Source organism: Streptomyces sp. DvalAA-43, assembly GCF_900091725.1.
Taxonomy (GTDB): domain Bacteria; phylum Actinomycetota; class Actinomycetes; order Streptomycetales; family Streptomycetaceae; genus Streptomyces; species Streptomyces pulveraceus.
This window is the reverse complement of record NZ_FMBW01000045.1, coordinates 63,944-87,705: the sequence shown is the minus strand read 5'-3', so window position 1 is coordinate 87,705 and position 23,762 is coordinate 63,944. Positions and strand designations below refer to the sequence as shown.

18 protein-coding genes and 1 pseudogene are annotated in these 23,762 nt (G+C 72.0%); 8 read left to right on the top strand and 11 right to left on the bottom strand.

Annotated elements, in window-relative coordinates; genetic code table 11:
• From GA0115234_RS19920 to GA0115234_RS19895, 6 genes are all read right to left on the bottom strand, one after another.
• Positions 1–1,528: DEAD/DEAH box helicase (locus tag GA0115234_RS19920; RefSeq protein ID WP_093543551.1), on the bottom strand; the 1,528-nt coding region annotated here is incomplete at its 3' end.
• A 176-nt stretch (positions 1,529–1,704) separates the two neighbouring features.
• Positions 1,705–1,908, bottom strand: a complete 204-nt coding sequence (locus GA0115234_RS19915; protein WP_003969786.1) for a cold-shock protein — start codon at positions 1,906–1,908, stop codon at positions 1,705–1,707.
• Positions 1,909–2,421: 513 nt separating this feature from the next.
• Entirely contained in the window at positions 2,422–3,033 is a 612-nt protein-coding gene (locus tag GA0115234_RS19910; RefSeq protein WP_093543534.1) for a TetR/AcrR family transcriptional regulator, read from the bottom strand.
• Positions 3,034–3,132: 99 nt separating this feature from the next.
• Positions 3,133–3,612, bottom strand: coding sequence for a pyridoxamine 5'-phosphate oxidase family protein (locus GA0115234_RS19905; protein ID WP_093543532.1), 480 nt, complete (start codon positions 3,610–3,612; stop codon positions 3,133–3,135).
• 145 nt (positions 3,613–3,757) lie between these two features.
• Positions 3,758–4,321 carry a HutD/Ves family protein gene (locus tag GA0115234_RS19900; protein WP_093543530.1) on the bottom strand — a complete coding sequence of 188 codons (564 nt, stop codon included), beginning with the start codon at positions 4,319–4,321 and terminating at the stop codon, positions 3,758–3,760.
• The gene (locus GA0115234_RS19895; RefSeq protein ID WP_093543528.1) at positions 4,318–5,064 is read right to left on the bottom strand and encodes a VWA domain-containing protein; all 747 of its coding nucleotides are present in this window, start codon (positions 5,062–5,064) and stop codon (positions 4,318–4,320) included. The genes GA0115234_RS19900 and GA0115234_RS19895 overlap by 4 nt, the downstream gene beginning before the upstream one ends.
• Positions 5,065–5,204: 140 nt before the next feature.
• On the opposite strand from GA0115234_RS19895, the gene GA0115234_RS19890 reads away from it, so the two are divergent.
• Complete coding sequence (locus tag GA0115234_RS19890; RefSeq protein ID WP_093543526.1) at positions 5,205–6,128, top strand: rhomboid family intramembrane serine protease; 924 nt, start codon at positions 5,205–5,207, stop codon at positions 6,126–6,128.
• 126 nt (positions 6,129–6,254) lie between these two features.
• On the opposite strand, the gene GA0115234_RS19885 is transcribed toward GA0115234_RS19890, so the two are convergent.
• The 3 genes from GA0115234_RS19885 to GA0115234_RS19875 form a co-directional block, all read right to left on the bottom strand.
• Complete coding sequence (locus GA0115234_RS19885; RefSeq protein WP_093543524.1) at positions 6,255–7,715, bottom strand: glutamate synthase subunit beta; 1,461 nt, start codon at positions 7,713–7,715, stop codon at positions 6,255–6,257.
• Complete coding sequence (gene gltB / locus GA0115234_RS19880; protein WP_093543523.1) at positions 7,708–12,267, bottom strand: glutamate synthase large subunit; 4,560 nt, start codon at positions 12,265–12,267, stop codon at positions 7,708–7,710. Before gltB ends, GA0115234_RS19885 begins: the two co-directional genes overlap by 8 nt.
• A gap of 509 nt (positions 12,268–12,776) precedes the next feature.
• Positions 12,777–13,511, bottom strand: coding sequence for a VIT1/CCC1 transporter family protein (locus GA0115234_RS19875; RefSeq protein WP_093543521.1), 735 nt, complete (start codon positions 13,509–13,511; stop codon positions 12,777–12,779).
• Positions 13,512–13,775: 264 nt separating this feature from the next.
• On the opposite strand from GA0115234_RS19875, the pseudogene GA0115234_RS19870 reads away from it, so the two are divergent.
• From GA0115234_RS19870 to GA0115234_RS19840, 7 genes and pseudogenes are all read left to right on the top strand, one after another.
• A pseudogene (locus GA0115234_RS19870) lies at positions 13,776–14,849 on the top strand (ADP-ribosylglycohydrolase family protein); the annotation flags it as partial.
• A gap of 117 nt (positions 14,850–14,966) precedes the next feature.
• On the top strand, positions 14,967–16,352 hold the full coding sequence (locus GA0115234_RS19865; RefSeq protein WP_370804534.1) for an ADP-ribosylglycohydrolase family protein: 1,386 nt from the start codon (positions 14,967–14,969) through the stop codon (positions 16,350–16,352).
• Positions 16,294–17,481: an ADP-ribosylglycohydrolase family protein gene (locus GA0115234_RS19860; protein ID WP_161275616.1), complete on the top strand. Its 1,188-nt coding sequence runs from the start codon at positions 16,294–16,296 to the stop codon at positions 17,479–17,481. Before GA0115234_RS19865 ends, GA0115234_RS19860 begins: the two co-directional genes overlap by 59 nt.
• Positions 17,478–18,851: an ADP-ribosylglycohydrolase family protein gene (locus tag GA0115234_RS19855; RefSeq protein WP_093543518.1), complete on the top strand. Its 1,374-nt coding sequence runs from the start codon at positions 17,478–17,480 to the stop codon at positions 18,849–18,851. The genes GA0115234_RS19860 and GA0115234_RS19855 overlap by 4 nt, the downstream gene beginning before the upstream one ends.
• Complete coding sequence (gene rbsK / locus GA0115234_RS19850) at positions 18,848–19,732, top strand: ribokinase (RefSeq protein ID WP_093543516.1); 885 nt, start codon at positions 18,848–18,850, stop codon at positions 19,730–19,732. The genes GA0115234_RS19855 and rbsK overlap by 4 nt, the downstream gene beginning before the upstream one ends.
• Positions 19,729–20,928 (top strand): CaiB/BaiF CoA transferase family protein, encoded by a 1,200-nt coding sequence (locus tag GA0115234_RS19845; protein ID WP_093543515.1) that lies wholly within the window; start codon positions 19,729–19,731, stop codon positions 20,926–20,928. The genes rbsK and GA0115234_RS19845 overlap by 4 nt, the downstream gene beginning before the upstream one ends.
• Complete coding sequence (locus GA0115234_RS19840; RefSeq protein ID WP_093543513.1) at positions 20,925–21,749, top strand: HpcH/HpaI aldolase/citrate lyase family protein; 825 nt, start codon at positions 20,925–20,927, stop codon at positions 21,747–21,749. Before GA0115234_RS19845 ends, GA0115234_RS19840 begins: the two co-directional genes overlap by 4 nt.
• A gap of 72 nt (positions 21,750–21,821) precedes the next feature.
• On the opposite strand, the gene lgt is transcribed toward GA0115234_RS19840, so the two are convergent.
• Positions 21,822–22,829, bottom strand: coding sequence for a prolipoprotein diacylglyceryl transferase (gene lgt, locus GA0115234_RS19835; protein ID WP_093543512.1), 1,008 nt, complete (start codon positions 22,827–22,829; stop codon positions 21,822–21,824).
• Positions 22,830–22,936: 107 nt separating this feature from the next.
• Entirely contained in the window at positions 22,937–23,761 is an 825-nt protein-coding gene (locus GA0115234_RS19830) for a DsbA family protein (RefSeq protein ID WP_093543510.1), read from the bottom strand.
• Position 23,762 lies beyond the last annotated feature (1 nt).

Sequence of the window (23,762 nt, the reverse complement as noted above, 5' to 3'; positions counted from 1 at the left end):
CGGCGCGGGGAGCGCCGCCCGTGCCTCGGCTCTCGCCGCCGCCCTGTCCGGCACCGCCGCGCCGGCCCCGGCCGCGGCTGCCCGAGCGGAAGCCGGTGCTGCCCGCCGCGGCCCCGCCGGAGCGGGTGCGCTGCTTCGGCGGGGTCGGCTGCGGGACCTCGATGACGATCGCGACACCGGACGGCTCACGGGCCCCGGTGATCCGGGTGAGCTCCTCGTCGCTGGACTTGATCCGGGTGGTCCTCGGGGCGATGCCCGCGTCGGCCATCAGCCGGGTCATCTCCCGCTTCTCCTCGGGCAGCACCAGGGTGACGACACTGCCGGACTCACCGGCGCGCGCGGTGCGCCCGCCGCGGTGGAGGTAGTCCTTGTGGTCGGTCGGCGGGTCCACGTTCACGACCAGGTCGAGGTCGTCGACATGGATGCCGCGAGCCGCCACGTTCGTCGCCACGAGCGCGGTGACCTGGCCGTTCTTGAACTGTTCCAGGGTCCGGTTGCGCTGCGGCTGCGAGCGCCCGCCGTGCAGGGCGGCAGCCCGTACACCGCTGGCGAGCAACCGCTTGGCGAACCGGTCCGCGGCGCGCTTGGTGTCCACGAACATGATCACCCGGCCGTCACGGGCGGCGATCCTGGTGGCGACGGCCTTCTTGTCGGTCTCGTCGGCCACGTGCAGGACGTGGTGCTCCATCGTGGTGACCGCGCCCGCGGACGGGTCGACGGAGTGCACGACGGGATCGGTCAGGAACATCTTGACCAGCCGGTCGATGTTCTTGTCGAGCGTCGCGGAGAACAGCATCCGCTGCCCGTCCGGCTCGACCTGCTTGAGCAGGGCGACGACCTGCGGCATGAAGCCCATGTCGGCCATCTGGTCGGCCTCGTCGAGGACGGTGATGGCGACCTGGTCGAGACGGCAGTCGCCGCGCTCGATGAGGTCCTTCAGCCGGCCGGGCGTGGCGACGAGCACCTCGGCGCCGCGGCGCAGCGTGCCGGACTGCTTGGTGATCGACATGCCGCCGACGACGGTGGCCAGGCGCAGGTTCACGGACGTCGCGTACGGCGTCAGTGCGTCGGTGACCTGCTGGGCGAGCTCGCGGGTCGGGACGAGGACGAGCGCCAGCGGCGCCTTCGGCTCGGCGCGCCGCCCGGCGGTGCGGGCCAGCAGGGCGAGGCCGAAGGCGAGGGTCTTGCCGGAGCCGGTACGGCCGCGGCCGAGGATGTCCCGGCCGGCGAGCGAGTTCGGCAGGGTGGCGCCCTGGATCGGGAACGGATCGGTGACGCCCTGCGCGGCAAGGGTCTTCAGCAGGGCTGCGGGCATGTCCAGCTCGGCGAACGCCTCTACGGCGGGCAGTGCGGGGGTCATGGTTTCCGGCAGGGCGAATTCGCCCTGCGGCGGCGTGGCCCTGCGACGGGGCGACGCCTTGCCGGATCCCTTGCCGGAACCCTTAGCGGTTGCCTTTGCCGGGGCCGTGCCGCGCCCCCTCGACGGGCGGTTGCGGGCGGGTCGGTCCTGGCGTTCGGAGCGGGTCATACGGAATTGCCCTCCTGGGGGATTCCTGAGGAGTCCTGGGGATTCCTGAGAACTGCGTGGGACTGCTGGGGGGTGCTGCGGCCGGGCGGGCTCGTTCGCCGTGTCCCGGGGACAGCACAAGCCGGGGCCCGCACCTTCACGGTGCGGGCCCCGGCTGCGAGGTACGCGTCCGGCAATTAGGCCGGGACGATGTTCTCCGCCTGCGGGCCCTTCTGGCCCTGCGTGACGTCGAAGGAGACCTTCTGGCCCTCCTGGAGCTCACGGAAGCCCGAGGTGGCGATGTTGGAGTAGTGGGCGAAGACGTCGGCGCCGCCGCCGTCCTGCTCGATGAAGCCGAAGCCCTTTTCCGAGTTGAACCACTTCACGGTTCCAGTAGCCATGTCATTCTCCTAAAAGAGGTGCAGTGCCGGAAATCCGCACTTTACGAATTTCAAGTCGCCGCATTGAGCCCCATCCGGAGAAAGCCGGAAAACAATAATGCGCCTGAGGAAGCATTCCCGTCAGGCGCACATAAAGTTCATGGGTACCAAAACTGCAACTCGGCAACCGTAGCACGTTCTGCCGGTCCGCGGTGGGAACACACTGCGGAGCCGGTCGGCGGATTCCTCTCCGGCCCTTGCGGTATCTGGCCGGGGGCGGTCCCGGAACACCGGAGAAATCGTTGGCACGACCGGTGTCGGGGCGGTTCGCCGGGCGTGTCGGGCCGGGGCCGCGGCAGGTCCGCTGGACGGTCCTCGCATTCACCCGGCCGCCGCACTCGCCCACGGCCGGAGCCCCTCGGCGGCGGCCGGTCCGCTCCGGCTCGTGCGGGGGTGCCGTCGTCGATTCCCGCTCCGGTCTGCGCCGGGCGGGTGACCGGGGCGGTCCGGGGCGGTGGATCCGGGTGCGCGGGGTCAGGTGTCGAGGGCGATGCCGTCCAGGACCATCGAGAGGTACTGGCGGGCGATCTCCTCGGGGCTGTGCTGTCCGCCCGGCCGGTACCAGGACGCCGCGACCCAGACGGTGTCGCGCACGAAGCGGTAGGTGAGGCGGATGTCGAGGTCGGCGCGGAGGCTGTGGTCGGCGACGCCGCGTTCCAGTGTGCCGAGCCAGGCCTTCTCGAACCTCTGCTGGGAGTCGACGAGGTACTGGAAGCGCGGCTGGGCGGCCAGGTGCCGGGCCTCCTTCTGGTAGATGGCGACGGCGGCACGGTGCCGGTCGATCTCCCGGAAGGACTCGGTGACGAGCGCCTCGATGGTCTGCCTGGGGGCCAGTCCGGCGGCGAGCACCGCGTCGTACCCCTCCCAGAGTTCGCCGAGGAAGGTCGAGAGGATCTCGTCGATCATCGATTCCTTGGAATCGAAGTGGTAGTAGAGGCTGCCCGCGAGCATCCCGGCCGCGTCCGCGATCTTGCGGACGGTGGTGGCGTTGTATCCCTGGGCGGCGAAGACCTCGGCCGCGGTGGCGAGCAGTTCGCGGCGCCGCTCGGGCGAGGGGGTCACCTGGGGCTTCTTCTTGGTAGGCACCCGACCATTCTCCGCCCGGCGCCCGCCGTCGAGGGCGTGCGGCGGGACGCCGCGGACACGGGACGGCTCCGGCCCGCGGCGCCGTCCTACGGGACAGCCTCAGGGCCTGCGGATCGTGCGCGCCGGCGTGCCGGGCCGCCACACCTGGATCACGATCTCCTTCTCCTGCGCGTCCACGGATGTGCGGACCACCTCCTGGAGTTCCGTGCGGAAGAGATGGAAGGGCTCCGGCGGCTTCGTCTCCTCGATGAAGCGGGTCAGGACCTCGGGGTCGTTCTCCACCACGGCACGGCCGGAGATCCGTACGTCGCCGTCGGCCATCTCGGCGTCCGGCCCGGGGTTGGCGTGCACCGCGAACCGCGGATCACGCAGCAGGTCCAGCGCCTTGCGCGAGTCCGGCATCATGCCGAGCCACAGCTCACCGAAGCGGAAGTCCACCTCCAGTCCGGTCACGCGCGGGGATCCGTCCTTGCGCAGGGTCGCCAGGACGTGGTGCCTGTACTGCTCGAAGCGGGTCCGGACCGTGTCGGCGAAGGCCGGCTCCGCCGACCGGAACCCTTCCCAGGAACTCGATGTCATGCGTCCATGGAACTCTGGAATCCCGACATCTTCTGTCCGGTATCTTCTGCCCGGTTCCCGGACGCACCGATCGGCGCACGCCGGCCGGGGCCGCCCGTCCGGGCCCCGTCGCCCGCCCGGGGCCCGTCCGCCCGCCGGGTGGCCGTCAGCCCTCCGACAGGGTGACCAGCAGGGCCCAGCCGTGGGTCCGGAGCACGCCCGGTGTCTCCTCGCGGGTCAGCAGCGCGTCGTGGCGGTCGAGTGCGATGTCCGTGCCGTCGAGCACCGCACCGTCCTCCAGCGCGATGGCCAGGGCCGCCCCGCCCGGAGGCGCCGCCAGCCGTACGGTGCCGCGCACCACCGCGACCGCCGCGCTCGTCCGTCCTCTGCGGCACATCACATTGACGTTCATCACCGGGCCGCCGAGCAGTCCGCCCTCGGTCTCCGGGTCGCCCGGGAAGTCGTGCGGCCAGTGCGGCTCGTCGAGGATGTGGTGCTCGCCGCCCACCAGGAGGTCCATCCCGGCGCCCTCGACCACGGTCAGGGTCCGGTCGACGCCGGGGAAGGAGGAGAACGGGCCGTCCTCGGTCACCTCCGCGAGGCTGACCCGCCAGTCGAAGGCGTCCAGCGGCGCGCCCTCGGGGTACGCCGCGATCTCCCGGGTGACTCCCCCGCCGTTCTTCCAGGGCGTGGCAGTGCGGTCGGCCGCCCGCAGCACCCGCGCCGTCACTTGACGATCCCCTGGGCCCTGGCCGTGGCCAGCCAGTGCGGGAACTCGGCGACGAGCCGGTCGTACAGCTCGGCGTCCGGGACCTTGCGCGGGTCGGGTCCGGCGTGGAAGAAGCCGGCGTTGTCGACGGCGCGCCTGGCGGGTACGGCCAGTTCGTCGAGCCTGTGCAGGAAGTCGAACTGGTTGCTCCGCTTGTTGCCGAAGCCGATGAACTGCCAGAACAACGGGAGCTTCGCCGCCTTGCAGAGGTAACGTTCCGCCGCGTGTTTGCTGATCGGTCCGCCGTCCGTCTGGAAGACGACGAGCGCGGGCGCGGTGGAGCCGCTGTCGAGGTAGTGGTCGATGACGGCGTCCATGGCCAGGTGGTAGCTGGTCTTCCCCATGTGCCCGAGGCCCGCCACGATGGCGTCGATTCGGCCGCGGTGGTTGTCCAGCGCGATGTCGGTGACGGCGTCGACATCCGTGGAGAAGAACACGACGGGTACGCGGCCGTCGTCGTCCAGGTGGGCGGAGAGCCCCAGTACCCGGTCGGCCAGGGCCTGGACGCTGCCGTCCTCGTAGTACTCCCGCATGGAGCCGGAGTAGTCGAGCACCAGGTAGACCGCGGCGCGCTCGCCGCTCATGCGGTGCTTCGTCAGGGAGACCGAGGCGCTCTTGTAGAGGCTGACCAGCGCGGGCGCGGTCTCCTCGACCTCGCGGAGGCCGATGGCCGGTCCTGGTGCGGCGGTGGACGGGCCGGCCATGCGGTTGCTCCGATCCTCGACGTGTCGGGACCCCGAGCGTAAGCCACCCAGGTATGCCCTGGTCGGGCGGAGTTCGCTATCTTGATCTGCCGCCGCCCCCACCGGCCGCTCGTGTCCGCCCACCCGTGAAGGAGCCTGCCGTGGAGGCCGCGGTCACCACCTGTTATCGCCATCCGTCGTACGAGACGTATGTGAGCTGCACCCGCTGCGAACGCTTCATCTGCCCCGACTGCATGCGGGAGGCCGCGGTCGGCCATCACTGCGTGGAGTGCGTGAAGGAGGGGCAGCGTTCGGTCCGGCAGGCGCGCACGGTGTTCGGCGGCGCGGTCCCTAGGTCCGCGGTGCCGCTCGTCACGTATGTGCTGATGGGCCTCAACATCGCGGCGTATCTGGGCGAGTTGGTGCGCCCGGGGATCGTCGACCGGTTCGCGATGCTCGGTGCGGGGCTGAACGGCCCGGACGGAAGCGCCTACGTCTATCAGGCCGGGGACCTCCCCGGCTTCGATGTGGTCGGTCTGGTGGGCGGCGAGTGGTACCGGCTGCTGACCGGGGCCTTCCTGCATCTCCCGCCGGGCGGATCGTCCCTGGGTTCGCTGCCGTTCGGGGTGCTGCACATCGTCCTCAACATGTACGCGCTGTGGAATCTGGGCCGGGTCGTGGAGGAGCAGCTGGGCCGGGCCCGTTACCTCGCGCTGTATCTGCTGTCCGCGCTGGGCGGTTCGGTGCTGGTCTATCTGATCGCGCCGTTCGACGGCACGGTGGGGGCCTCGGGTGCGATCTTCGGTCTCGGGGCGGCGTTCTACGTCATCAACCGGCGCCTGGGCCGCGACATGCGGGCGGTGAACCGGTTCATGGCCGGGTTCCTGCTCTGGATGGTGATCTCGGCCGGATTCGCCTCGTGGCAGGGCCACTTGGGCGGGCTGCTGACGGGCGGCATCGTCACCGTCGCGTACGCCTATGCCCCGGCGAAGCGCCGTACGACGGTCCAGGCGGCCGCCTGTGTGGTGCTGCTGGCCGTGCTGGTGCTGCTGGTGGTGCTCAAGACGTCCGCGTTGACGGGCTGAGCCCGGGGGCCGGTCCGACCGGCCCCCGGACGCGCCACGGCGCCTGCCGGATCGTCCGGTCGGGGACGGGCAGGCGCCGCGTTCAGTTCCGCACGCCGTTGTGCGGGACGTCTCTGTGTGCCGTGATCAGACCATCAGTGCACGGTCCGTCGGGCGGATCGGGGCCGGCAGGGCGCTGGCTCCGGTCAGGAAGCGGTCCACCCCGCGTGCCGCGGAGCGGCCCTCGGCGATGGCCCACACGATGAGGGACTGGCCGCGGCCCGCGTCACCGGCGACGAAGACTCCGCGGACGTTGGTGGCGTAGTCCGCGTCGCGGGCGACATTGCCGCGCTCGTCGAGCTCCAGGCCGAACTGCTGGACCAGACCGTTGGCCTGGTCGGTGCCGGTGAAGCCCATGGCGAGGGTGACGAGCTGGGCGGGGATGCTCCGCTCGGTGCCGGGCTTCTGCGCCGGCTTGCCGTCCTTGAACTCCACCTCGACCAGGTGCAGCGCCTGGACGTTGCCGTCCTCGTCGCCCTCGAAGTGGGTGGTGGAGACGGAGTAGACCCGCTCGCCGCCCTCCTCGTGCGCGGAGGTGACCTTGTAGAGCATCGGGAAGGTCGGCCAGGGCTGGTTGGCGTTCCGGTCCTCGCCGGGCCTGGGCATGATCTCCAGCTGGGTGACGGAGAGCGCGCCCTGGCGGTGGGCGGTGCCGACGCAGTCGGCGCCGGTGTCGCCGCCGCCGATCACGACGACGTGCTTGCCCTCGGCGGTGATCGGGGAGACCGTCAGGTCGCCCTCCTGCACCTTGTTGGCCAGCGGCAGGTACTCCATGGCGAAGTGCACGCCGTTCAGCTCACGGCCCGGGACGGGCAGGTCGCGCGAGACGGTGGCACCGGCGGCGATGACGACCGCGTCGTACCGGCGGCGGAGTTTGGCGGCGTCGATGTCCCTGCCGATCTCCGTCTCGGTGCGGAACTTGGTGCCTTCCGCGCGCATCTGCTCGATGCGGCGGTTGATGTGCGACTTCTCCATCTTGAACTCGGGGATGCCGTACCGGAGAAGGCCTCCGATGCGGTCCGCGCGCTCGTAGACGGCGACGGTGTGACCGGCCCGGGTGAGCTGCTGGGCGGCGGCGAGACCGGCCGGGCCCGAGCCGATCACGGCGACGGTCTTGCCGGAGAGCCGCTCGGGCGGCTGCGGGGTGACGTCGCCGCTGTCCCACGCCTTGTCGATGATGGAGACTTCGACGTTCTTGATGGTGACGGCCGGCTGGTTGATGCCGAGCACGCACGCCGACTCGCACGGGGCCGGGCAGAGCCGCCCGGTGAACTCCGGGAAGTTGTTCGTGGCGTGCAGGCGCTCCGACGCGGCCGACCAGTCCTCGCGGTAGGCGTAGTCGTTCCACTCGGGGATGAGGTTTCCGAGCGGGCAGCCGTTGTGGCAGAACGGGATGCCGCAGTCCATGCAGCGGCCGGCCTGCTTGCTGATGATCGGGAGCAGCGAGCCCGGAACGTAGACCTCGTTCCAGTCCTTGACGCGCTCGCCGACGGGGCGGGTCTGGGCGACCTCGCGTCCGGTGGTCAGGAAGCCCTTGGGGTCAGCCATGGGTCGCCGCCTCCATCATCTTCTCGGTGGTCTCCTGCTCGGAGAGACCGGCGAGCTCAGCGGCGTCCTTGGCGGCGAGCACTGCCTTGTAGGTGGACGGGATGATCTTGCTGAAGCGGGCCACGGCGGTGTCCCATTCGGCGAGCAGCTTCTCGGCGACCGTGGATCCGGTCTCCTCCTGGTGGCGGCGCACCACGTCGTGCAGCCACTGCTCGTCGGTGTCGGAGAGCTCCTCGACCGCGTCGAGGTTCCCGGCGTTGACGTGGTCGCGGTTCAGGTCGATGACGTACGCGACGCCGCCGGACATGCCGGCCGCGAAGTTGCGTCCGGTCTCGCCGAGGACGACGGCGTGGCCGCCGGTCATGTACTCGCAGCCGTGGTCGCCCACGCCTTCCGAGACGACCGTGGCGCCGGAGTTGCGGACGCAGAACCGCTCGCCGGTGCGGCCGCGCAGGAAGAGTTCGCCGCCGGTGGCGCCGTAGGCGATGGTGTTGCCCGCGATGGTGGAGTATTCGGCGAGGTGGTCGGCGCCGCGGTCCGGGCGGACGACGATCCGGCCGCCGGAGAGGCCCTTGCCGACGTAGTCGTTGGCGTCGCCCTCCAGGCGCAGCGTCACACCGCTCGGTACGAAGGCGCCGAAGGACTGGCCCGCGGAGCCGGTGAAGGTGATGTCGATGGTGTCCTGCGGCAGTCCGGCGCCGCCGAACTTCTTCGTCACCTCGTGGCCGAGCATGGTGCCGACGGTGCGGTTGATGTTGCGGATGGCGATCTGGGCCCGGACCGGCTGGGCGGTCTCGGCACTGTCCGCGCCCAGGGCGTCGGCGGCGAGCCTGATCAGCTCGTTGTCGAGGGCCTTGGACAGGCCGTGGTCCTGTTCGATCCGCTGGTGGCGGATCGCGCCCTCGGGCAGTTCGGGGACGTGGAACAGCGGCTTGAGGTCGAGGCCCTGTGCCTTCCAGTGCGTGATCGCGCGGTCGGTTTCGAGCAGCTCGGCGTGGCCGACGGCCTCTTCGATCGTACGGAAGCCCAGCTCGGCGAGGAGTTCGCGGACTTCCTGGGCGATGAACTCGAAGAAGTTGACGACGTACTCGGCCTTGCCGGAGAACCGGTCGCGCAGGACCGGGTTCTGGGTGGCGATGCCGACGGGGCAGGTGTCGAGGTGGCAGACGCGCATCATGACGCAGCCGGAGACGACGAGCGGCGCGGTCGCGAAACCAAACTCCTCGGCGCCCAGCAGTGCGGCGATGACGACGTCGCGGCCGGTCTTCAGCTGGCCGTCGGTCTGGACGACGATGCGGTCGCGCAGGCCGTTGAGCAGCAGCGTCTGCTGGGTCTCGGCGAGGCCGAGCTCCCAGGGGCCGCCCGCGTGCTTCAGGCTCGTCAGCGGTGAGGCGCCGGTGCCGCCGTCGTGGCCGGAGATCAGGACGACGTCCGCGTGTGCCTTGGAGACACCGGCGGCGACCGTGCCGACGCCGACCTCGGAGACCAGCTTCACATGGATGCGGGCCGCCGGGTTGGCGTTCTTGAGGTCGTGGATCAGCTGAGCCAGGTCCTCGATGGAGTAGATGTCGTGGTGGGGCGGCGGGGAGATCAGGCCGACGCCCGGGGTGGAGTGCCGGGTGCTGGCGACCCACGGGTAGACCTTGTGGCCGGGCAGCTGGCCGCCCTCGCCGGGCTTGGCGCCCTGTGCCATCTTGATCTGGATGTCGTCCGCGTTGACCAGGTACTCGCTGGTCACGCCGAAGCGGCCGGAGGCGACCTGCTTGATGGACGAGCGGCGGGCCGGGTCGTAGAGCCGGTCGGCGTCCTCGCCGCCCTCGCCGGTGTTGGACTTGCCGCCCAGCTGGTTCATGGCGATGGCGAGGGTCTCGTGGGCCTCGCGGGAGATCGAGCCGTACGACATGGCGCCGGTGGAGAAGCGCTTGACGATGTCGGAGACGGACTCGACCTCGTCGATGTCGATGGCCTCGCGGTCGCTCTTGAAGCCGAACAGGCCACGGAGCGTCATCAGCCGCTCGGACTGCTCGTTCACCCGGTCGGTGTACTTCTTGAAGATGTCGTAGCGCTTGTTGCGCGTGGCGTGCTGGAGGCGGAAGACCGTCTCCGGGTCGAAGAGGTGCGGCTCGCCCTCGCGGCGCCACTGGTATTCGCCGCCGATCTCCAGCGCGCGGTGCGAGGCGGAGATGCCGGTGGCGGGGTAGCCCTTGGCGTGCCGGGCGGCGACCTCGTCGGCGATGACGTCGAGACCGGCGCCGCCGATCTTGGTGGCGGTGCCGTTGAAGTACTTCGCGACGAATTCCTCGTCCAGGCCGACGGCCTCGAAGACCTGGGCGCCCCGGTAGGAGGCGACCGTGGAGATGCCCATCTTGGACATGACCTTCAGGACGCCCTTGCCGAGCGCGTAGATCAGGTTCCGGATGGCCTGCTCGGACTCGATGCCCTCGATGAACGTACCGGCGCGGACCAGGTCCTCGACGGATTCCATCGCGAGGTACGGGTTGACGGCGGCGGCGCCGTAGCCGATGAGCAGGGCGACGTGGTGGACCTCGCGGACGTCCCCGGCCTCGACCAGCAGGCCCACCTGGGTGCGCTGCTTGGTGCGGATGAGGTGGTGGTGGACGGACGAGGTGAGCAGCAGCGAGGGGATCGGGGCGTGCTCGGCGTCGGAGTGCCGGTCGGAGAGGACGACCAGTCGGGCGCCGTCCTCGATGGCGGCGTCGACCTCGGCGCAGATCTGCTCGATCCGCGCGGCGAGGGCCTCGCCGCCGCCGCCGACCCGGTAGAGGCCGGAGAGCGTGGCGGCCTTCATGCCCGGCATGTCGCCGTCGGCGTTGATGTGTATCAGCTTGGCCAGCTCGTCGTTGTCGATCACCGGGAACGGCAGGGTGACGCTGCGGCACGAGGCGGCGGTCGGCTCCAGCAGGTTGCCCGACGGGCCGAGCGTGGAGCGCAGCGAGGTGACGAGCTCCTCGCGGATGGCGTCCAGCGGCGGGTTGGTGACCTGCGCGAACAGCTGGGTGAAGTAGTCGAAGAGCAGCCGGGGGCGCTCGGACAGTGCGGCGATCGGCGAGTCCGTGCCCATGGAGCCGAGCGGCTCGCCGGCGGTGCGGGCCATGGGCGCGAGGATGACGCGGAGCTCTTCCTCGGTGTAGCCGAAGGTCTGCTGGCGGCGGGTGACGGAGGCGTGCGTGTGCACGATGTGTTCCCGCTCGGGGAGGTCCTCCAGCTCGATCTCGCCGGTCTCCAGCCAGTCCTCGTACGGCTGCTCGGCGGCGAGGGACGCCTTGATCTCGTCGTCCTCGATGATGCGGCCCTCGGCCGTGTCGACGAGGAACATCTTCCCGGGCTGGAGGCGGCCCTTGCGGACGACCTTGGCGGGGTCGATGTCCAGGACGCCGACCTCGGAGGAGAGCACGACGAGGCCGTCGTCGGTGACCCAGTAGCGGCCGGGTCGCAGACCGTTGCGGTCGAGGACGGCGCCGACCTGGGTGCCGTCGGTGAAGGTGACGCAGGCGGGGCCGTCCCAGGGCTCCATCATCGTGGAGTGGTACTGGTAGAAGGCGCGCCGGGCCGGGTCCATGGAGCCGTGGTTCTCCCACGCCTCGGGAACCATCATCAGCACCGAGTGCGGCAGCGAGCGGCCGCCGAGGTGGAGCAGCTCCAGGACCTCGTCGAAGGAGGCGGAGTCGGAGGCGTCGGGGGTGCAGACGGGGAAGATCCGGTCGAGCTGTCCGTCGCCGAAGAGGGTGGAGGCGAGCTGGGACTCGCGGGCCTTCATCCAGTTGCGGTTGCCCTTGACCGTGTTGATCTCGCCGTTGTGGGCGACGAAGCGGTACGGGTGGGCGAGCGGCCAGCTCGGGAAGGTGTTGGTGGAGAACCGCGAGTGGACCAGGGCGACGGTGGTGGCGAAGCGGCGGTCGGAGAGGTCCGGGAAGAACGGCTCCAGCTGCCCGGTGGTGAGCATGCCCTTGTAGACGATCGTGCGGGCGGAGAGCGAGGGGAAGTACACCCCGGCCTCCCGCTCGGCGCGCTTGCGCAGCACGAAGGCCTTGCGGTCGAGGGCGATGCCGGTGGACTCGCCGTCCGCGACGAAGAGCTGCCGGAACTCGGGCATGGTGGCGCGGGCGCCCTTGCCGAGGATGTCGGGGGTGACGGGGACCTGACGCCAGCCGAGGACCTTGAGGCCCTCCTCGGTGGAGATCTTCTCCAGCTTGCGGACGGCCTCGGTGGAGTCGTCGGCGGGCAGGAAGGCGATTCCGACGGCGTAGGCACCGGCCTCGGGGAGATCGAAGGCGGTCTCGTCACGCAGGAAGGCGTCCGGTACCTGGAGGAGGATCCCGGCGCCGTCGCCGGAGTCGGGCTCGGATCCGGTGGCACCGCGGTGTTCGAGATTGCGCAGTACGGTCAGCGCCTGCTCGACCAGCTCATGGCTGGCCACACCGGTCAGAGTGGCCACGAACCCGACGCCACAGGCGTCGTGCTCGTTACGGGGGTCGTACATCCCCTGCTGGGCGGGGCGACCGTCCATGGGCGACCAGGCGTCGGAACGCATTGGCTCTCCCGTCGTCGTCGTGGCATATGCAGTGCCGAGGGACGACGTTGGCCCTCTGCGAAATTTCGTGCAGGTTACATGATGGGACGCTTCTCAAAAAGCGGATAGCTCGTTCCAACATACGGACACCGCCCGAGACGGTGGGGGTGGGTCGCAGTCGGAGGATCGGCGCCCAGGGGGCCGCAGAGAGCAGGCGTCGTTGCCCGCGGTGTCTACGGCTCATGCCCGGTGGCGAAGGAAATGAAACCGCCGGGTAACGGCTACTTATGTGTAGCCCTGCATAGGGACTCATTTTACGCCCGCAGGAGCCGTCCCGCCCAGTGGCGGTCACCAAGACGTACGTCACACGGGTGGCGGACACGCCGCGGGACACCGGACACGGGTGGTGGACATGCCATGGGACACGGCGGGTGGCGGGCGGACATGCCGCGGACACGGCGGGTGGCGGACATGCCACGGGCAGGCACACCCGCCTCGGGTGCGCCTGCCCGGCCCGGACCTTCGTCGGGTCAGCTCCCGACGGCCACACCGAACAGCGTGCCCAGCCCGTAGGTGAGGGCCGCCGCGGCACCGCCCAGCACCAGCTGGCGCAGCCCGCTGTACAGCCAGTTGCGGGCCGTCACCCTGGCCACCACCGCGCCGCAGGCGAAGAGTCCGACCAGTGCGAGCAGCACGGCCGGCCACAGCGCGCTCGCGCCGAGCAGATACGGCAGCACGGGCAGCAGGGCACCCAGCGCGAACGCGCCGAACGACGACACGGCGGCGACGAGCGGCGAGGGCAGATCGCCCGGGTCGATGCCCAGCTCCTCGCGGGCGTGTATCTCCAGGGCCTGCTCCGGGTCGCGCGACAGCTGCCGCGCGACCTCGCGGGCGAGCGCGGGCTCGACGCCGCGGGACTCGTAGAGCTCGGCGAGCTCCCGCTCCTCGTCCTTGGGGTGCTTGCGCAACTCCCGCCGCTCGACGTCGAGTTCGGCCTCGACCAGCTCGCGCTGCGAGGCCACGGAGGTGTATTCGCCGGCCGCCATGGAGAACGCACCGGCGGCCAGGCCCGCCAGACCGGTGATCACGATCGTCTGCTGGGAGACCGCGCCACCCGCGACACCGGTCATCAGCGCGAGGTTGGAGACCAGCCCGTCCATGGCTCCGAACACGGCCGGACGCAGCCAGCCGCCGTTCACATCGCGGTGGGTGTGGTTGTCGCGGTGTGCCTCGTGCAGTACGGCGTCGGTCTCGATGATGGACACAGCTCTCCCCTTCTCCGGCGGCGGAATCCACGCGCCCCGCCCCCGCTCGACACCCTCGAAAGTACGCACGAAAAACGGCCCCCGCCAGCAAGGCAGGCCGTACTTACCACCCTTCTGAGCAGGTAAGTACGGCCTGCCTTCGTGCTTCTGACACGTCATCCGACTGGCCCTTTTGTTGGGGTTGTCGGCCTCTGTCGGGGCTGCGCGTGGCACAGATCCGAGGGAGTACGAGAACTGGCTCGGTGCGAGCGAAGGGTCGACGCCATGGAGTTGATCACCGGAAGTCCGGCGGAGCCACGGTCGGGCGGCGCGGGCCGGGGCCAGGTCCCCCCGGGAACCCTGACCGACCGGGCCCGTGGCGCCCTGCTCGGTCTCGCGGTCGGGGACACGCTGGGCGCGCCGGCGGAGAACATGCGGCCGTCCGAGATCCGTCGTCGCTGGGGCCGGATCGAGGGCTTCGTGAGCGACGACCCCGCGGGTACGGACGACACGGAGTACGCGATCTTCTCCGGGCTGCTGCTCGCCCGGCACGGTTCCGCGCTGACCGTCACGCATGTGGAGCGGGCCTGGCATCTGTGGATCGCCGACCTCGACGAGGGCCAGTTCCGCGGTGCCGGGTTCAGCGAGCGCGGCACGCTGGAGAATCTGCGCCGGGGCCTGGCCGCCCCGATCTCCGCCCAGCACCGGCACGCCTGGAGCGACGGTCTGGCGATGCGGGCGGCACCGTTCGGGGTCTTCGCGGCGGGCCGGCCGGACGAGGCGGCGCGGCTGGTCGCGGTGGACGGGCGGGTCAGCCATGACGGGGAGGGCATCTACGGCGGCCAGGCGGTGGCGGCCGGGGTGGCCGCCGCGATGGTGGGCGCCGGGGTCACCTCGGTGATCGCCGCCGCGCTGTCGGTCGTTCCGATGGACTCCTGGACGGCGCGTTCGCTGCGGCGCGCGGTGGCCGCCGCGCAGCGCGCCTACCCCGACCGGCTCACCATGGAACGCGCGGTGCGCTCCGCGGTGGTGGTGGGTGGCTACCCGTGGACGGATCTGGCGCCCGAGGCGGTGGGCCTGGCCTTCGGGGCGTTCGCGGCGGCGCGCGGCGACTTCCGTACGGCGGTGCTGACGGCGGTCAACATGGGCCGCGACGCGGACACCACGGCCGCGGTGGCGGGGGCCCTGGCCGGCGCCCTGCACGGGGCGTCCGCGATTCCGCGGCCCTGGGGCGACGCGATCGGCCCGGTCCGGGGCAGCTGCCTGCCGACCATGCGAGGTCACCATGTCCTGGACATCGCGGAGTTGCTCACTCCGGACGATGTCGACGAGACCAGTGGGGAGGGTGAGGCAGGTGGGGCCCGTAAGCCTGGTGGGGTGAGTGGGGCGGGTGGGGTAGGCAAGGCGGCTCGGGCGAGTGAGGCGGCTCGGGCGAGTGAGGCAGCTCGAGCGAGTGAGACTGGCGGGGCCGGCGGCATGTACGAGAACGTCACGACGCGCGGCGGCACCGGCGACGAGCCCCCGGCCCGGCACCGTCCGCGTACGGACCCCGGCACGCAGCCCACTCCACCCACCGGCACCGACACGCCCACCGGCACGGACGAGCCCCGGAACCCCCCGCCCACGAAGACCGGCCCCTCTCCCCGCCCCCGCCCCCGTCCCGCCCCCGGGTACCGGGCCCGGATCGAGGGGCTGTTGCTCGGGCTCGCCTCCGGGGACGCCGCGGGGTGGCCCGCCGCTCGGCACCGGGCGGCCCGGATGCCCGAGTGGACCCGGCGGCTCACCCGGGAGCTCGACACCTTCGCCGAGCAGAACGCCACCACCACGCTGCCCGTCCCCATCGCGCTCAACCAGCCGCCCGAACCGCTGCGGCTGGGGCCCTCCGACGACGCCGAGTGGGCGGCCTTCGCCGCCGGGACCGTGCTCACCTCGGCGGCCGGTCCGTTGCACGGGCTCGCCCCCGGACGCCGGCTGCGGGCCGCCATCGACGTCGCCTGGAACGCCCTGGCGGCCGAGGTGGCCGCGGCGGCCGCCCGCGCCCCCGAGGTCGAGTCCGCGGTGCTCCCGCTGCGCGCCCGGATCTCGGTACGGGCCGGGCTCGGCAATCTCGCCGCCGGACTGCGCCCGCCCGCCACCGGCCACGACAACCCGCACTACTTCGACGACGCGGCCTGCGTACGGGCCGCCGTGCTGGCCGTCGCCCACCCCGCGGACCCCGGCGCCGCCGCCGACCTCGCCGAGTTCGACGCGCGCTACACCCAGGACGGCGACGGGGTGCACGGCGCCCGCGCGATGGCGGCGGCGATCGCCGAGGCGCTCGGCGGCGCGGACGTGGACACCGCGGTGAACGCCGCGCTCGCCCAGCTCCCCGACGGCACCGAGATCGCCCGCAACGCCGCCCACGCCGTCCGGATCGCCCGTGACTTCGTCGGGGAGGCGGCGGGGGCCTTCGCCCTCGTGCCGGTGCTGGAGCACCAGATCGTCGACCACGTCTACAGCTACGGGATCGCCGCCGCCGAGACCGTGCCGGTCGCCCTCGCGCTGGCCACCGCCGCCCGCGGCCAGATCGCCCAGGCCGTCCCCGCGGCGGCCTGCCTGTCACGGGTGGCCGACTCCGCGCCCGCCCTGGCCGGTGCGCTGACCGGTGCGCTCGGCGGTGTCGGCGCCGTCCCGGACGGCTGGCGCGAGGCCTGCCGCACCCTCGCGGGCTGTGCGCTGCCCCGGCTCGCGGGGACCGATCTCATCGAACTCGCCGGGCTGCTGGCAGACACGGAACCGAAGCACCCTGATGGACAATTCGGACATGACATCCACGATGCCCACCCGGTCCGAGGCCGGGCCCACGACACTCGCACTCGATGAACGGATCACGGGCGCCCTGGTCGGCGCCGCCGTCGGCGACGCGCTCGGCGGCCCGGTGGAGGGCCGGTCCCCCGAGCAGATCGTGGCCCGCCACGGCGGGCGGATCGACGGCATCGTGGGCCCCTGGGACGGCGAGAACTGGCGCACCGCGCGCCCCATCGCCCCGTACCACAAGGGCGACGGGCACGTCACCGACGACACCTTGATGACCCATGCGCTGGTGCGGGTGTACGGCACCGTGCGCGACCACATCGACGCCTACTCGGTCGCCCGCCATCTCGTGCCCGAGCTGATCTCCCACCCCCGCTGGATCCCGGAGCTGGAGGCCGAGGCGCTGCCGCTCCAGCGGATCTTCCTCGCCGAGAAGTGGATCGTCGCCCGGCTGCACTACGGCCATGTCGATCCGCGCGAGGCGGGCAGCGGAAACATCGTCAACTGCGGTGCGGCGATGTACATGGCCCCGGTCGGCCTGGTCAACGCCGCCCATCCGGAGGCCGCGTACGCCGAGGCGCTGGACGTCGCCGGGGCCCACCAGTCGAGTTACGGGAGGGAGGCGGCCGGGGTCTTCGCGGCGGCCGTCGCCGCCGCCTGTGCCCCGGGCGCGACACCCGCCGGAGTGGTCGGGACATGTCTGTCGCTCGCCAAGGACGGCACCCGGTCGGCGATCGAGGCGGTGTGCGAAGCGGCCGCCCGGTACAGCGACGTCGAGTCGGCGCTGGCCCCGCTGCGCGCCGCTGTCGCCCCCTTCGACACGGTCGGCCCCGACTACCGCGCCCCGTCCCTCGGCGCCCGCAGACCGTCCCGGCTGCACTCCATCGAGGAACTGCCGATCGCGCTCGGGATGCTGCTCGTCGCGGACGGCGACTACCGGCAGACGGTCCTCGGCTCGGTCAACTACGGCCGGGACTGCGACTCGATCGCCACGATGAGCGGCGCCGTCGCGGGCGCGCTCCACGGGACAGGCGCGATCCCCGCCGCCTGGGCGGAAACGGTCGCCGAGGCCAGCCGCCTCGATCTGCACGCACCCGCGCGGACCCTGGCGGACGTCGCCCGCGAGGTGTTCGTACGGGACACGGCCCGGCGCCGCGCGCACGAGTCGGCGTTCACCGCGCTGGCGGGTACGCCATGACCGTACGGGTGACATGGGTGCAGCCCGAGGACCTCGTCGGGCACGAACTGCGCCAGGCGGCCGAGGACGGGCGGGACGCCCAGGCCATCGCGCGCCGGTGGTACGAGGCGGGCGGCGCCCCCGCCCCGGAGCGCGCGGGCGCCTCCACCCCTCCGGCGCCGGAGCTGCGCACGCTCGCGGAGCGGCTGCTCGACGAACTCGCTCTGCTGGAGTCGCCGTTGGAGATCGACGAGCCGACGGATCCGGCGGCGATCCGGGCCGCGTGCCCGGACTGGCCGGCGCCCCGCCCCGACCCGCCGTCGGTGGGCCGGGACCGGCTGCACGCCGCCTGGCTGGGGCGGGCGGCCGGGTGTCTGCTCGGCAAGCCCGTCGAGAAGCTGCCGCTGGACGGCATCCGCGCGCTGGCCCGCGCCACCGGCAACTGGCCGCTCACCACCTGGTTCACCGCCAAGGGGCTGCCCGCCCCGCTGGCCGCCACCTACCCCTGGAACCGTCGCTCCGCGCCCCACTCGCTGGCCGAGAACATCGACGGCATGCCCGAGGACGACGACCTCAACTACCCCCTGCTCACCGTGCTGTTGCTCCGGCGCCACGGCCCCTCCTTCACCACCGGCGACCTCGCGAGGCTCTGGCTCGACGAGCTCCCGGCGGGCCGGACGTTCACCGCCGAGCGGGTCGCGTACCGCAATCTGCTGGACGGCATCGAGCCCCCGCACACCGCCAGGTACCGCAACCCGTTCCGGGAGTGGATCGGTGCGCAGATCCGGGCCGATGTGCATGGCTGGACCCATCCGGGCGACCCGGCCGCCGCCGCCGAGCAGGCGCATCGGGACGCCGTGCTCAGCCACACCGCCAACGGGGTGTACGGGGCGATGTTCACCGCCGCGGCGCTCGCCGAGGCGGCCGGGGGCGAGAGCGATGTGCACGGGTGCCTGGCCGCCGGGCTGCGGGTCGTACCGCCGCGTTCGCGGTTCGCGCAGGCGGTGCGCTTCGGTGTCGCGGCGGCCCGCGGCAGCGCCGACTTCGACACGGTGGCCGACCGGCTGCACGCCGAATACGGCGGGTACCACTGGGTCCATGTGCTGCCCAACGCCGCTCTTCTCGCCGCCGCGCTCACCCACGCCGACGGCGACTTCTCGCTCTCCGTCTGCCGCGCGGTGTCGGGCGGCTGGGACACCGATTCCAACGGCGCCACCGCCGGTTCGCTCGCCGGGCTGCTGGCCGGGGCCCCTTCGCTGCTGCCCGACCGCTGGACCGCACCGCTGAAGAACCGCCTCGCCTCGTCCGTCCCCGGTTTCGACTCCATCGGCTTCGACGAACTCGCCGAACAGACCCACCGGCTCACCCCCAAGGAGGCACTGTGCCCATGACCGGCATCGCGGTGCTCGGCAGCACCAATATGGACCTCGTCGCCTACGTCGACCGGGCTCCGGAGCGCGGAGAGACCGTCACCGGGCGGGAGCTGCGCACCGTCCCGGGCGGCAAGGGCGCCAACCAGGCCGTCGCCGCCGCCCGCGCGGGCGGCGAGGTGACGATGATCGGCGCGGTGGGCGACGACGAGTACGGCAGGGAGCTGCGGTCCACCCTGGAGCACGCGGGCGTCGACACCGATCTGCTGCACACCGCCGAGGGCCCCAGCGGTACCGCCCACATCGTCGTCGACGACACGGGCGCCAACTCCATCGTGGTGATCCCCGGCGCCAACGGCACCGTCACCGCCCTCGGCCCCGGCGAGATGGCCGCCATCGCGGGCGCCGAACTGCTGCTCCTCCAGCTGGAGCTGCCGCTGTCCGCGGTGATCGAGGGCGCCCGGACGGCCCACGCCCAGGGGGTGCGGACCATCCTCACCCCGTCCCCGGTCCAGCCGCTGCCGTCCGAACTCCTCGACTGCGTCGATCTGCTGATCCCCAATGAGCACGAGGCGACCGCGCTCTCCGGCTTCACCGACCCCCATGCGGCGGCGCGGCACCTGCTCGGGCAGGTCCCCGCGGTCGTCATCACGCTGGGCGCCAAGGGCTGCCTCTACGCGGCCCGGGGCGGCGAACCCGTCCTCTTGCCCGCCCCCGAGGTCACCGCCGTCGACACCACGGGTGCGGGCGACACCTTCGTCGGCACGCTCGCCGTGGCGCTCGGCGAGCGGCGGCCCGTACCGGAGGCGCTGGCCTGGGCTTCGGCGGCCGCCGCGCTCTGCGTGCAGCGGCCGGGCGCCTCGACCTCCATGCCGTACCGCACCGAGATCGACGCCGCGTGACCGCGCCCGCGCAGGCACCGCTGACCGGACTGCGGGTCGTCGACCTCGCCACGCTCTTCGCCGGCCCCCTCTCCGCCACCATGCTCGGCGACTTCGGCGCCGACGTGATCAAGGTCGAGCATCCGCGCAGGCCCGACCCCTCGCGCGGGCACGGCCCCACGAAGGACGGCATCGGCCTGTGGTGGAAGCTGCTCGGCCGCAACAAACGCAATCTGACCCTCGATCTGTCCACCCCCGGCGGCCGTGACGTGCTGCTCCGGCTGGCAGCCGGAACGGATGTGATCATCGAGAACTTCCGGCCGGGGACACTGGAGCGCTGGGGTCTGGGCTGGGCGGAGCTGCACGCGGTCAACCCCCGGCTGGTCCTGGTCAGGGTCACCGGCTTCGGGCAGTTCGGCCCGTACGCGCACCGCCCCGGCTTCGGCACCCTGGCCGAGGCGATGAGCGGGTTCGCCGCGATCACCGGGGAGCCGGACGGGCCGCCCACCCTGCCGCCGTTCGGGCTCGCCGACTCGATCGCGGCACTGGCCACCGCGTACGCCGTGATGACGGCGCTCGCCGGGCGCGAGCGCACCGGTGAGGGACAGGTCGTCGACATGGCGATCATCGAGCCGATCCTGACCGTGCTCGGCCCGCAGCCCCTCTGGTACGACCAGCTCGGCTACGTACAGCCGCGCACCGGCAACCGCTCCCGGAACAACGCCCCGCGCAACACGTACCGCACCTCGGACGGGCACTGGGTCGCGGTCTCCACCTCCGCGCAGTCCATCGCCGAGCGGGTGATACGCCTGGTCGGCCGGGCGGAGCTGATCGAGGAGCCCTGGTTCGCCGCCGGCACCACCCGTGCCGAGCACGCCGACGAGCTCGACGAGGCGGTCGGCAACTGGATCGCCCGGCACACCCGTGAGGAGGCGGTCTCGGCCTTCGAGAAGGCGGAGGCGGCCATCGCGCCGATCCATGACGTCCAGGACGTGATGGAGGATCCGCAGTACCGGGCCCTGGACTCCGTCACCGAGATCGACGACCCGGAGCTGGGTCCGCTGAGGATGCAGAACGTGCTGTTCCGGCTGTCGGCGACGCCGGGCTCGATCCGCTGGGCGGGCCGGCCGCACGGCGCGGACACCGAGGAGATCCTCACCGGGCTGGGGCTGTCCGCCCCGGAGATCGCCGCGCTGCGGGCGGAGAGCGTCCTGTGACCGCGGCGGTCCCGCTGACCTGGCTGTACGTACCCGGGGACCGGCCGGAGGTGGTGCGCAAGGCGCGGGACTCGGGGGCGGACGTGGTGATCGTGGATCTGGAGGACGCGGTGGCGCCGGACCGCAAGGAGTACGCGCGGTCGGCCACCGTCGAGCTGCTGTCCGAGGCTGCCGGGGACACGGCCGTGCCGCTCCATGTCCGGGTCCACACCGAGGCGGACGTCCTCTCCCTGGCCGGGCTGCCGGGGCTCGCCGAACTCCGGCTGCCCAAGATCACGCACGCGGCGTCCGTCCACCACATCGCGGCCGTGGCGCCGGGCGTCGCGCTCTGTCCGCTGCTGGAGTCGGCGCTCGGCATCGAGCACGCGTACTCGGTCGCCGCCTCCCATCCCCAGGTGCGCTCCATCGCCCTCGGCGAGGCGGACCTCCGGGCCGATCTGGGGGTACGGGACGACGCCGGGCTCGACTGGTCGCGCAGCCGGGTGGTGGTCGCCGCCCGCGCGGCCGGGCTCGCCCCGCCCGCCCAGTCGGTGTTCCCGGACGTCCGGGACCTGGACGGCCTGTGGGCGTCCTGCGCACGCGGCCGGGCGCTGGGCTTCCTGGGCCGGGCGGCGATCCATCCCCGCCAGCTCCCGGTCATCGAGCGGGCGTTCCGCCCGACGCCCCGGGAGATCGAGGCGGCGGCGGAGATCGTGGCGGCGGCCGCGGCGGACGAGGGCGCGCTGGCCCTGCCGGACGGCCGGTTCGTCGACGCGGCGGTGGTGGCCTCGGCCCGGCGGACGCTGGCGCTGGCCGGTGAGCCGGGCCCGCCCGACGGCTGAGAACGGGCGGGCGGGGACGGACGTGGGGCCCCGGACCAGTCGGTCGGGGCCCCACGCACGGGTTCGTACGGCTCAGCCGTTCTTGGCCGCCTCCGCGGCGCCGCTCTTCTCCGGCGTCTTCGCGGCACGGTCGGCGGAGTCGTCGGCGCGCTCGGCGCCACCGTCGGCCTTCCGGTCCTTGTCCGCGTCGTCCTTGTCCGCGTCGCTCTCGGCGCCCTTGGTGTCCTCGGCGTCCGTCGCGGCCTCGGCGGCCGCCGCGTCCTCGGCGGCACCCGGCTCCACGATCTCCTCGCGCCCCGGCCGTACCTTCGACGAGATCACCATGTACACCACCGCCAGCACGAACACGATCATCGCGGTCCACACGTTCAGGCGCAGGCCCAGGATGAGGTGGGCCTCGTCGACGCGCAGGTACTCGGTCCAGACCCGTCCCGCGCAGTACGCGGCGACGTACAGGGCGAACGCCCGGCCGTGTCCGAGCTTGAAGCGGCGGTCCGCCCAGATCACCAGCAGCGCGACACCGACGCACCACAGCGACTCGTAGAGGAACGTCGGGTGGTAGGTGCCGGCGACCCGGTTCGGGCCCTCGCTGATCTTCAGCGCCCACGGCACATCGGTCGGCTTGCCGTACAGCTCCTGGTTGAACCAGTTGCCCCAGCGGCCGCAGGCCTGGGCCAGGACGATGCCGGGGGCCAGGGCGTCGGCCCAGGCGGGCAGCGGGATCCCGCGCCGACGGCAGCCGATCCAGGCACCGACGGCACCGAGCGCGATCGCGCCCCAGATACCGAGGCCGCCCTGCCAGATCTTGAAGGCGTCGACCCAGTCCTTGCCCTCACTGAAATACAGCTGGTAATCGGTGATGACGTGGTAGAGCCGGCCGCCGACCAGGCCGAAGGGCACGGCCCAGACGGCGATGTCGGCGACAGTGCCCGGTCTGCCGCCCCGGGCGACCCAGCGCTTGTTGCCGAACCAGACGGCGATGAAGACACCGATGATGATGCAGAACGCGTAGCCGCGGAGCGGGATCGGGCCGAGATTGATCACGCCGGTCGACGGGCTGGGAATATAGGCAAGGTCCATGGCAAGGTCGACGCTACCTTGCCGGGCGGGGCGTACGGCAACCCACCCGGCAACGTCTGGGTAACGGGCAGGTCATCGATTCCCCGCCGGACCCCTCCGGGGAGCGGTCAGGAACCTGATGGCGCCGGGGTGACCGTGCCCGGCTTCTTGCCCTTGTTGGCCTCGGCCACCCACTTCTTCAGATTCGCCGCGGTGATCGGCTCGTCGCCCTTCTTCGGGAAGATCGATTCCCCGTTGAGCAGCGCGGTCGGCGTGCCCTGGAAGCCGCCGTTCTGGAACGCCGTGTTGGACTTCTTGACCCAGCTGTCGTGCTTGCCGTCCTCCACACAGCTGCGGAAGCCGGAGGTGTCGAGCCCCGGGACCTTGGCCGAGAGCTCGATCAGCTTGGCGTTGTCGCCGAAGGCGTCGTCGGTCTCCTGCGGCTGGTTGCGGTAGAGCACGTCGTGGTACGCGGGGAACTTGCCGGCGTCCTGGGCGCAGGCCGCCGCGTTGGCCGCCCGGAGCGAGCCGCTGCCGCCGAGATTGCCGTCGATGATCGTGGCGAGGTGGTACTCGACCTTGATCTGTCCGGTGTTCTCCAGCTGGTGGACCGTGTCGCGGAACGCGTTCTCGAACTGGGCGCAGACCGGGCAGCGGAAATCCTCCCAGATCGTGAGCGTGGACGGGGCGTTGTCCGCGCCGACCCGGATGGCCAGGCTGTCCTTGCCGGTCGCGCCGGACGGGGCGACCGCGGGGCCCGCCGCCCCGCTCTTGTCCTTGCCGCCCGAATTCGCGGCGATCACGCCCACGACGGCGGCCAGCGCCAGCACACCCACCACCGCGCTGGAGACGATCAGCGTGCGCCTGCGGCGCTCGCTCGCCCGCTGGCGCTCGCGCTGCTGTACGAGCCGGTCTCGCGCGGCCCTTTTTCCCTGTTCGTTCTTCTCGCTCACA

Excerpts from the sequence above, each read along its gene's own strand:
- GA0115234_RS19915 (WP_003969786.1), bottom strand. The coding sequence starts at position 1,908 with ATGGCTACTGGAACCGTGAAGTGGTTCAACTCGGAAAAGGGCTTCGGC.
- GA0115234_RS19905 (WP_093543532.1), bottom strand. The coding sequence starts at position 3,612 with ATGACATCGAGTTCCTGGGAAGGGTTCCGGTCGGCGGAGCCGGCCTTC.
- GA0115234_RS19895 (WP_093543528.1), bottom strand. The coding sequence starts at position 5,064 with ATGGCCGGCCCGTCCACCGCCGCACCAGGACCGGCCATCGGCCTCCGC.
- GA0115234_RS19885 (WP_093543524.1), bottom strand. The coding sequence starts at position 7,715 with ATGGCTGACCCCAAGGGCTTCCTGACCACCGGACGCGAGGTCGCCCAG.
- gltB (WP_093543523.1), bottom strand. The coding sequence starts at position 12,267 with ATGCGTTCCGACGCCTGGTCGCCCATGGACGGTCGCCCCGCCCAGCAG.
- GA0115234_RS19865 (WP_370804534.1), top strand. The coding sequence starts at position 14,967 with ATGTACGAGAACGTCACGACGCGCGGCGGCACCGGCGACGAGCCCCCG.
- GA0115234_RS19860 (WP_161275616.1), top strand. The coding sequence starts at position 16,294 with ATGACATCCACGATGCCCACCCGGTCCGAGGCCGGGCCCACGACACTC.
- GA0115234_RS19855 (WP_093543518.1), top strand. The coding sequence starts at position 17,478 with ATGACCGTACGGGTGACATGGGTGCAGCCCGAGGACCTCGTCGGGCAC.
- rbsK (WP_093543516.1), top strand. The coding sequence starts at position 18,848 with ATGACCGGCATCGCGGTGCTCGGCAGCACCAATATGGACCTCGTCGCC.
- lgt (WP_093543512.1), bottom strand. The coding sequence starts at position 22,829 with ATGGACCTTGCCTATATTCCCAGCCCGTCGACCGGCGTGATCAATCTC.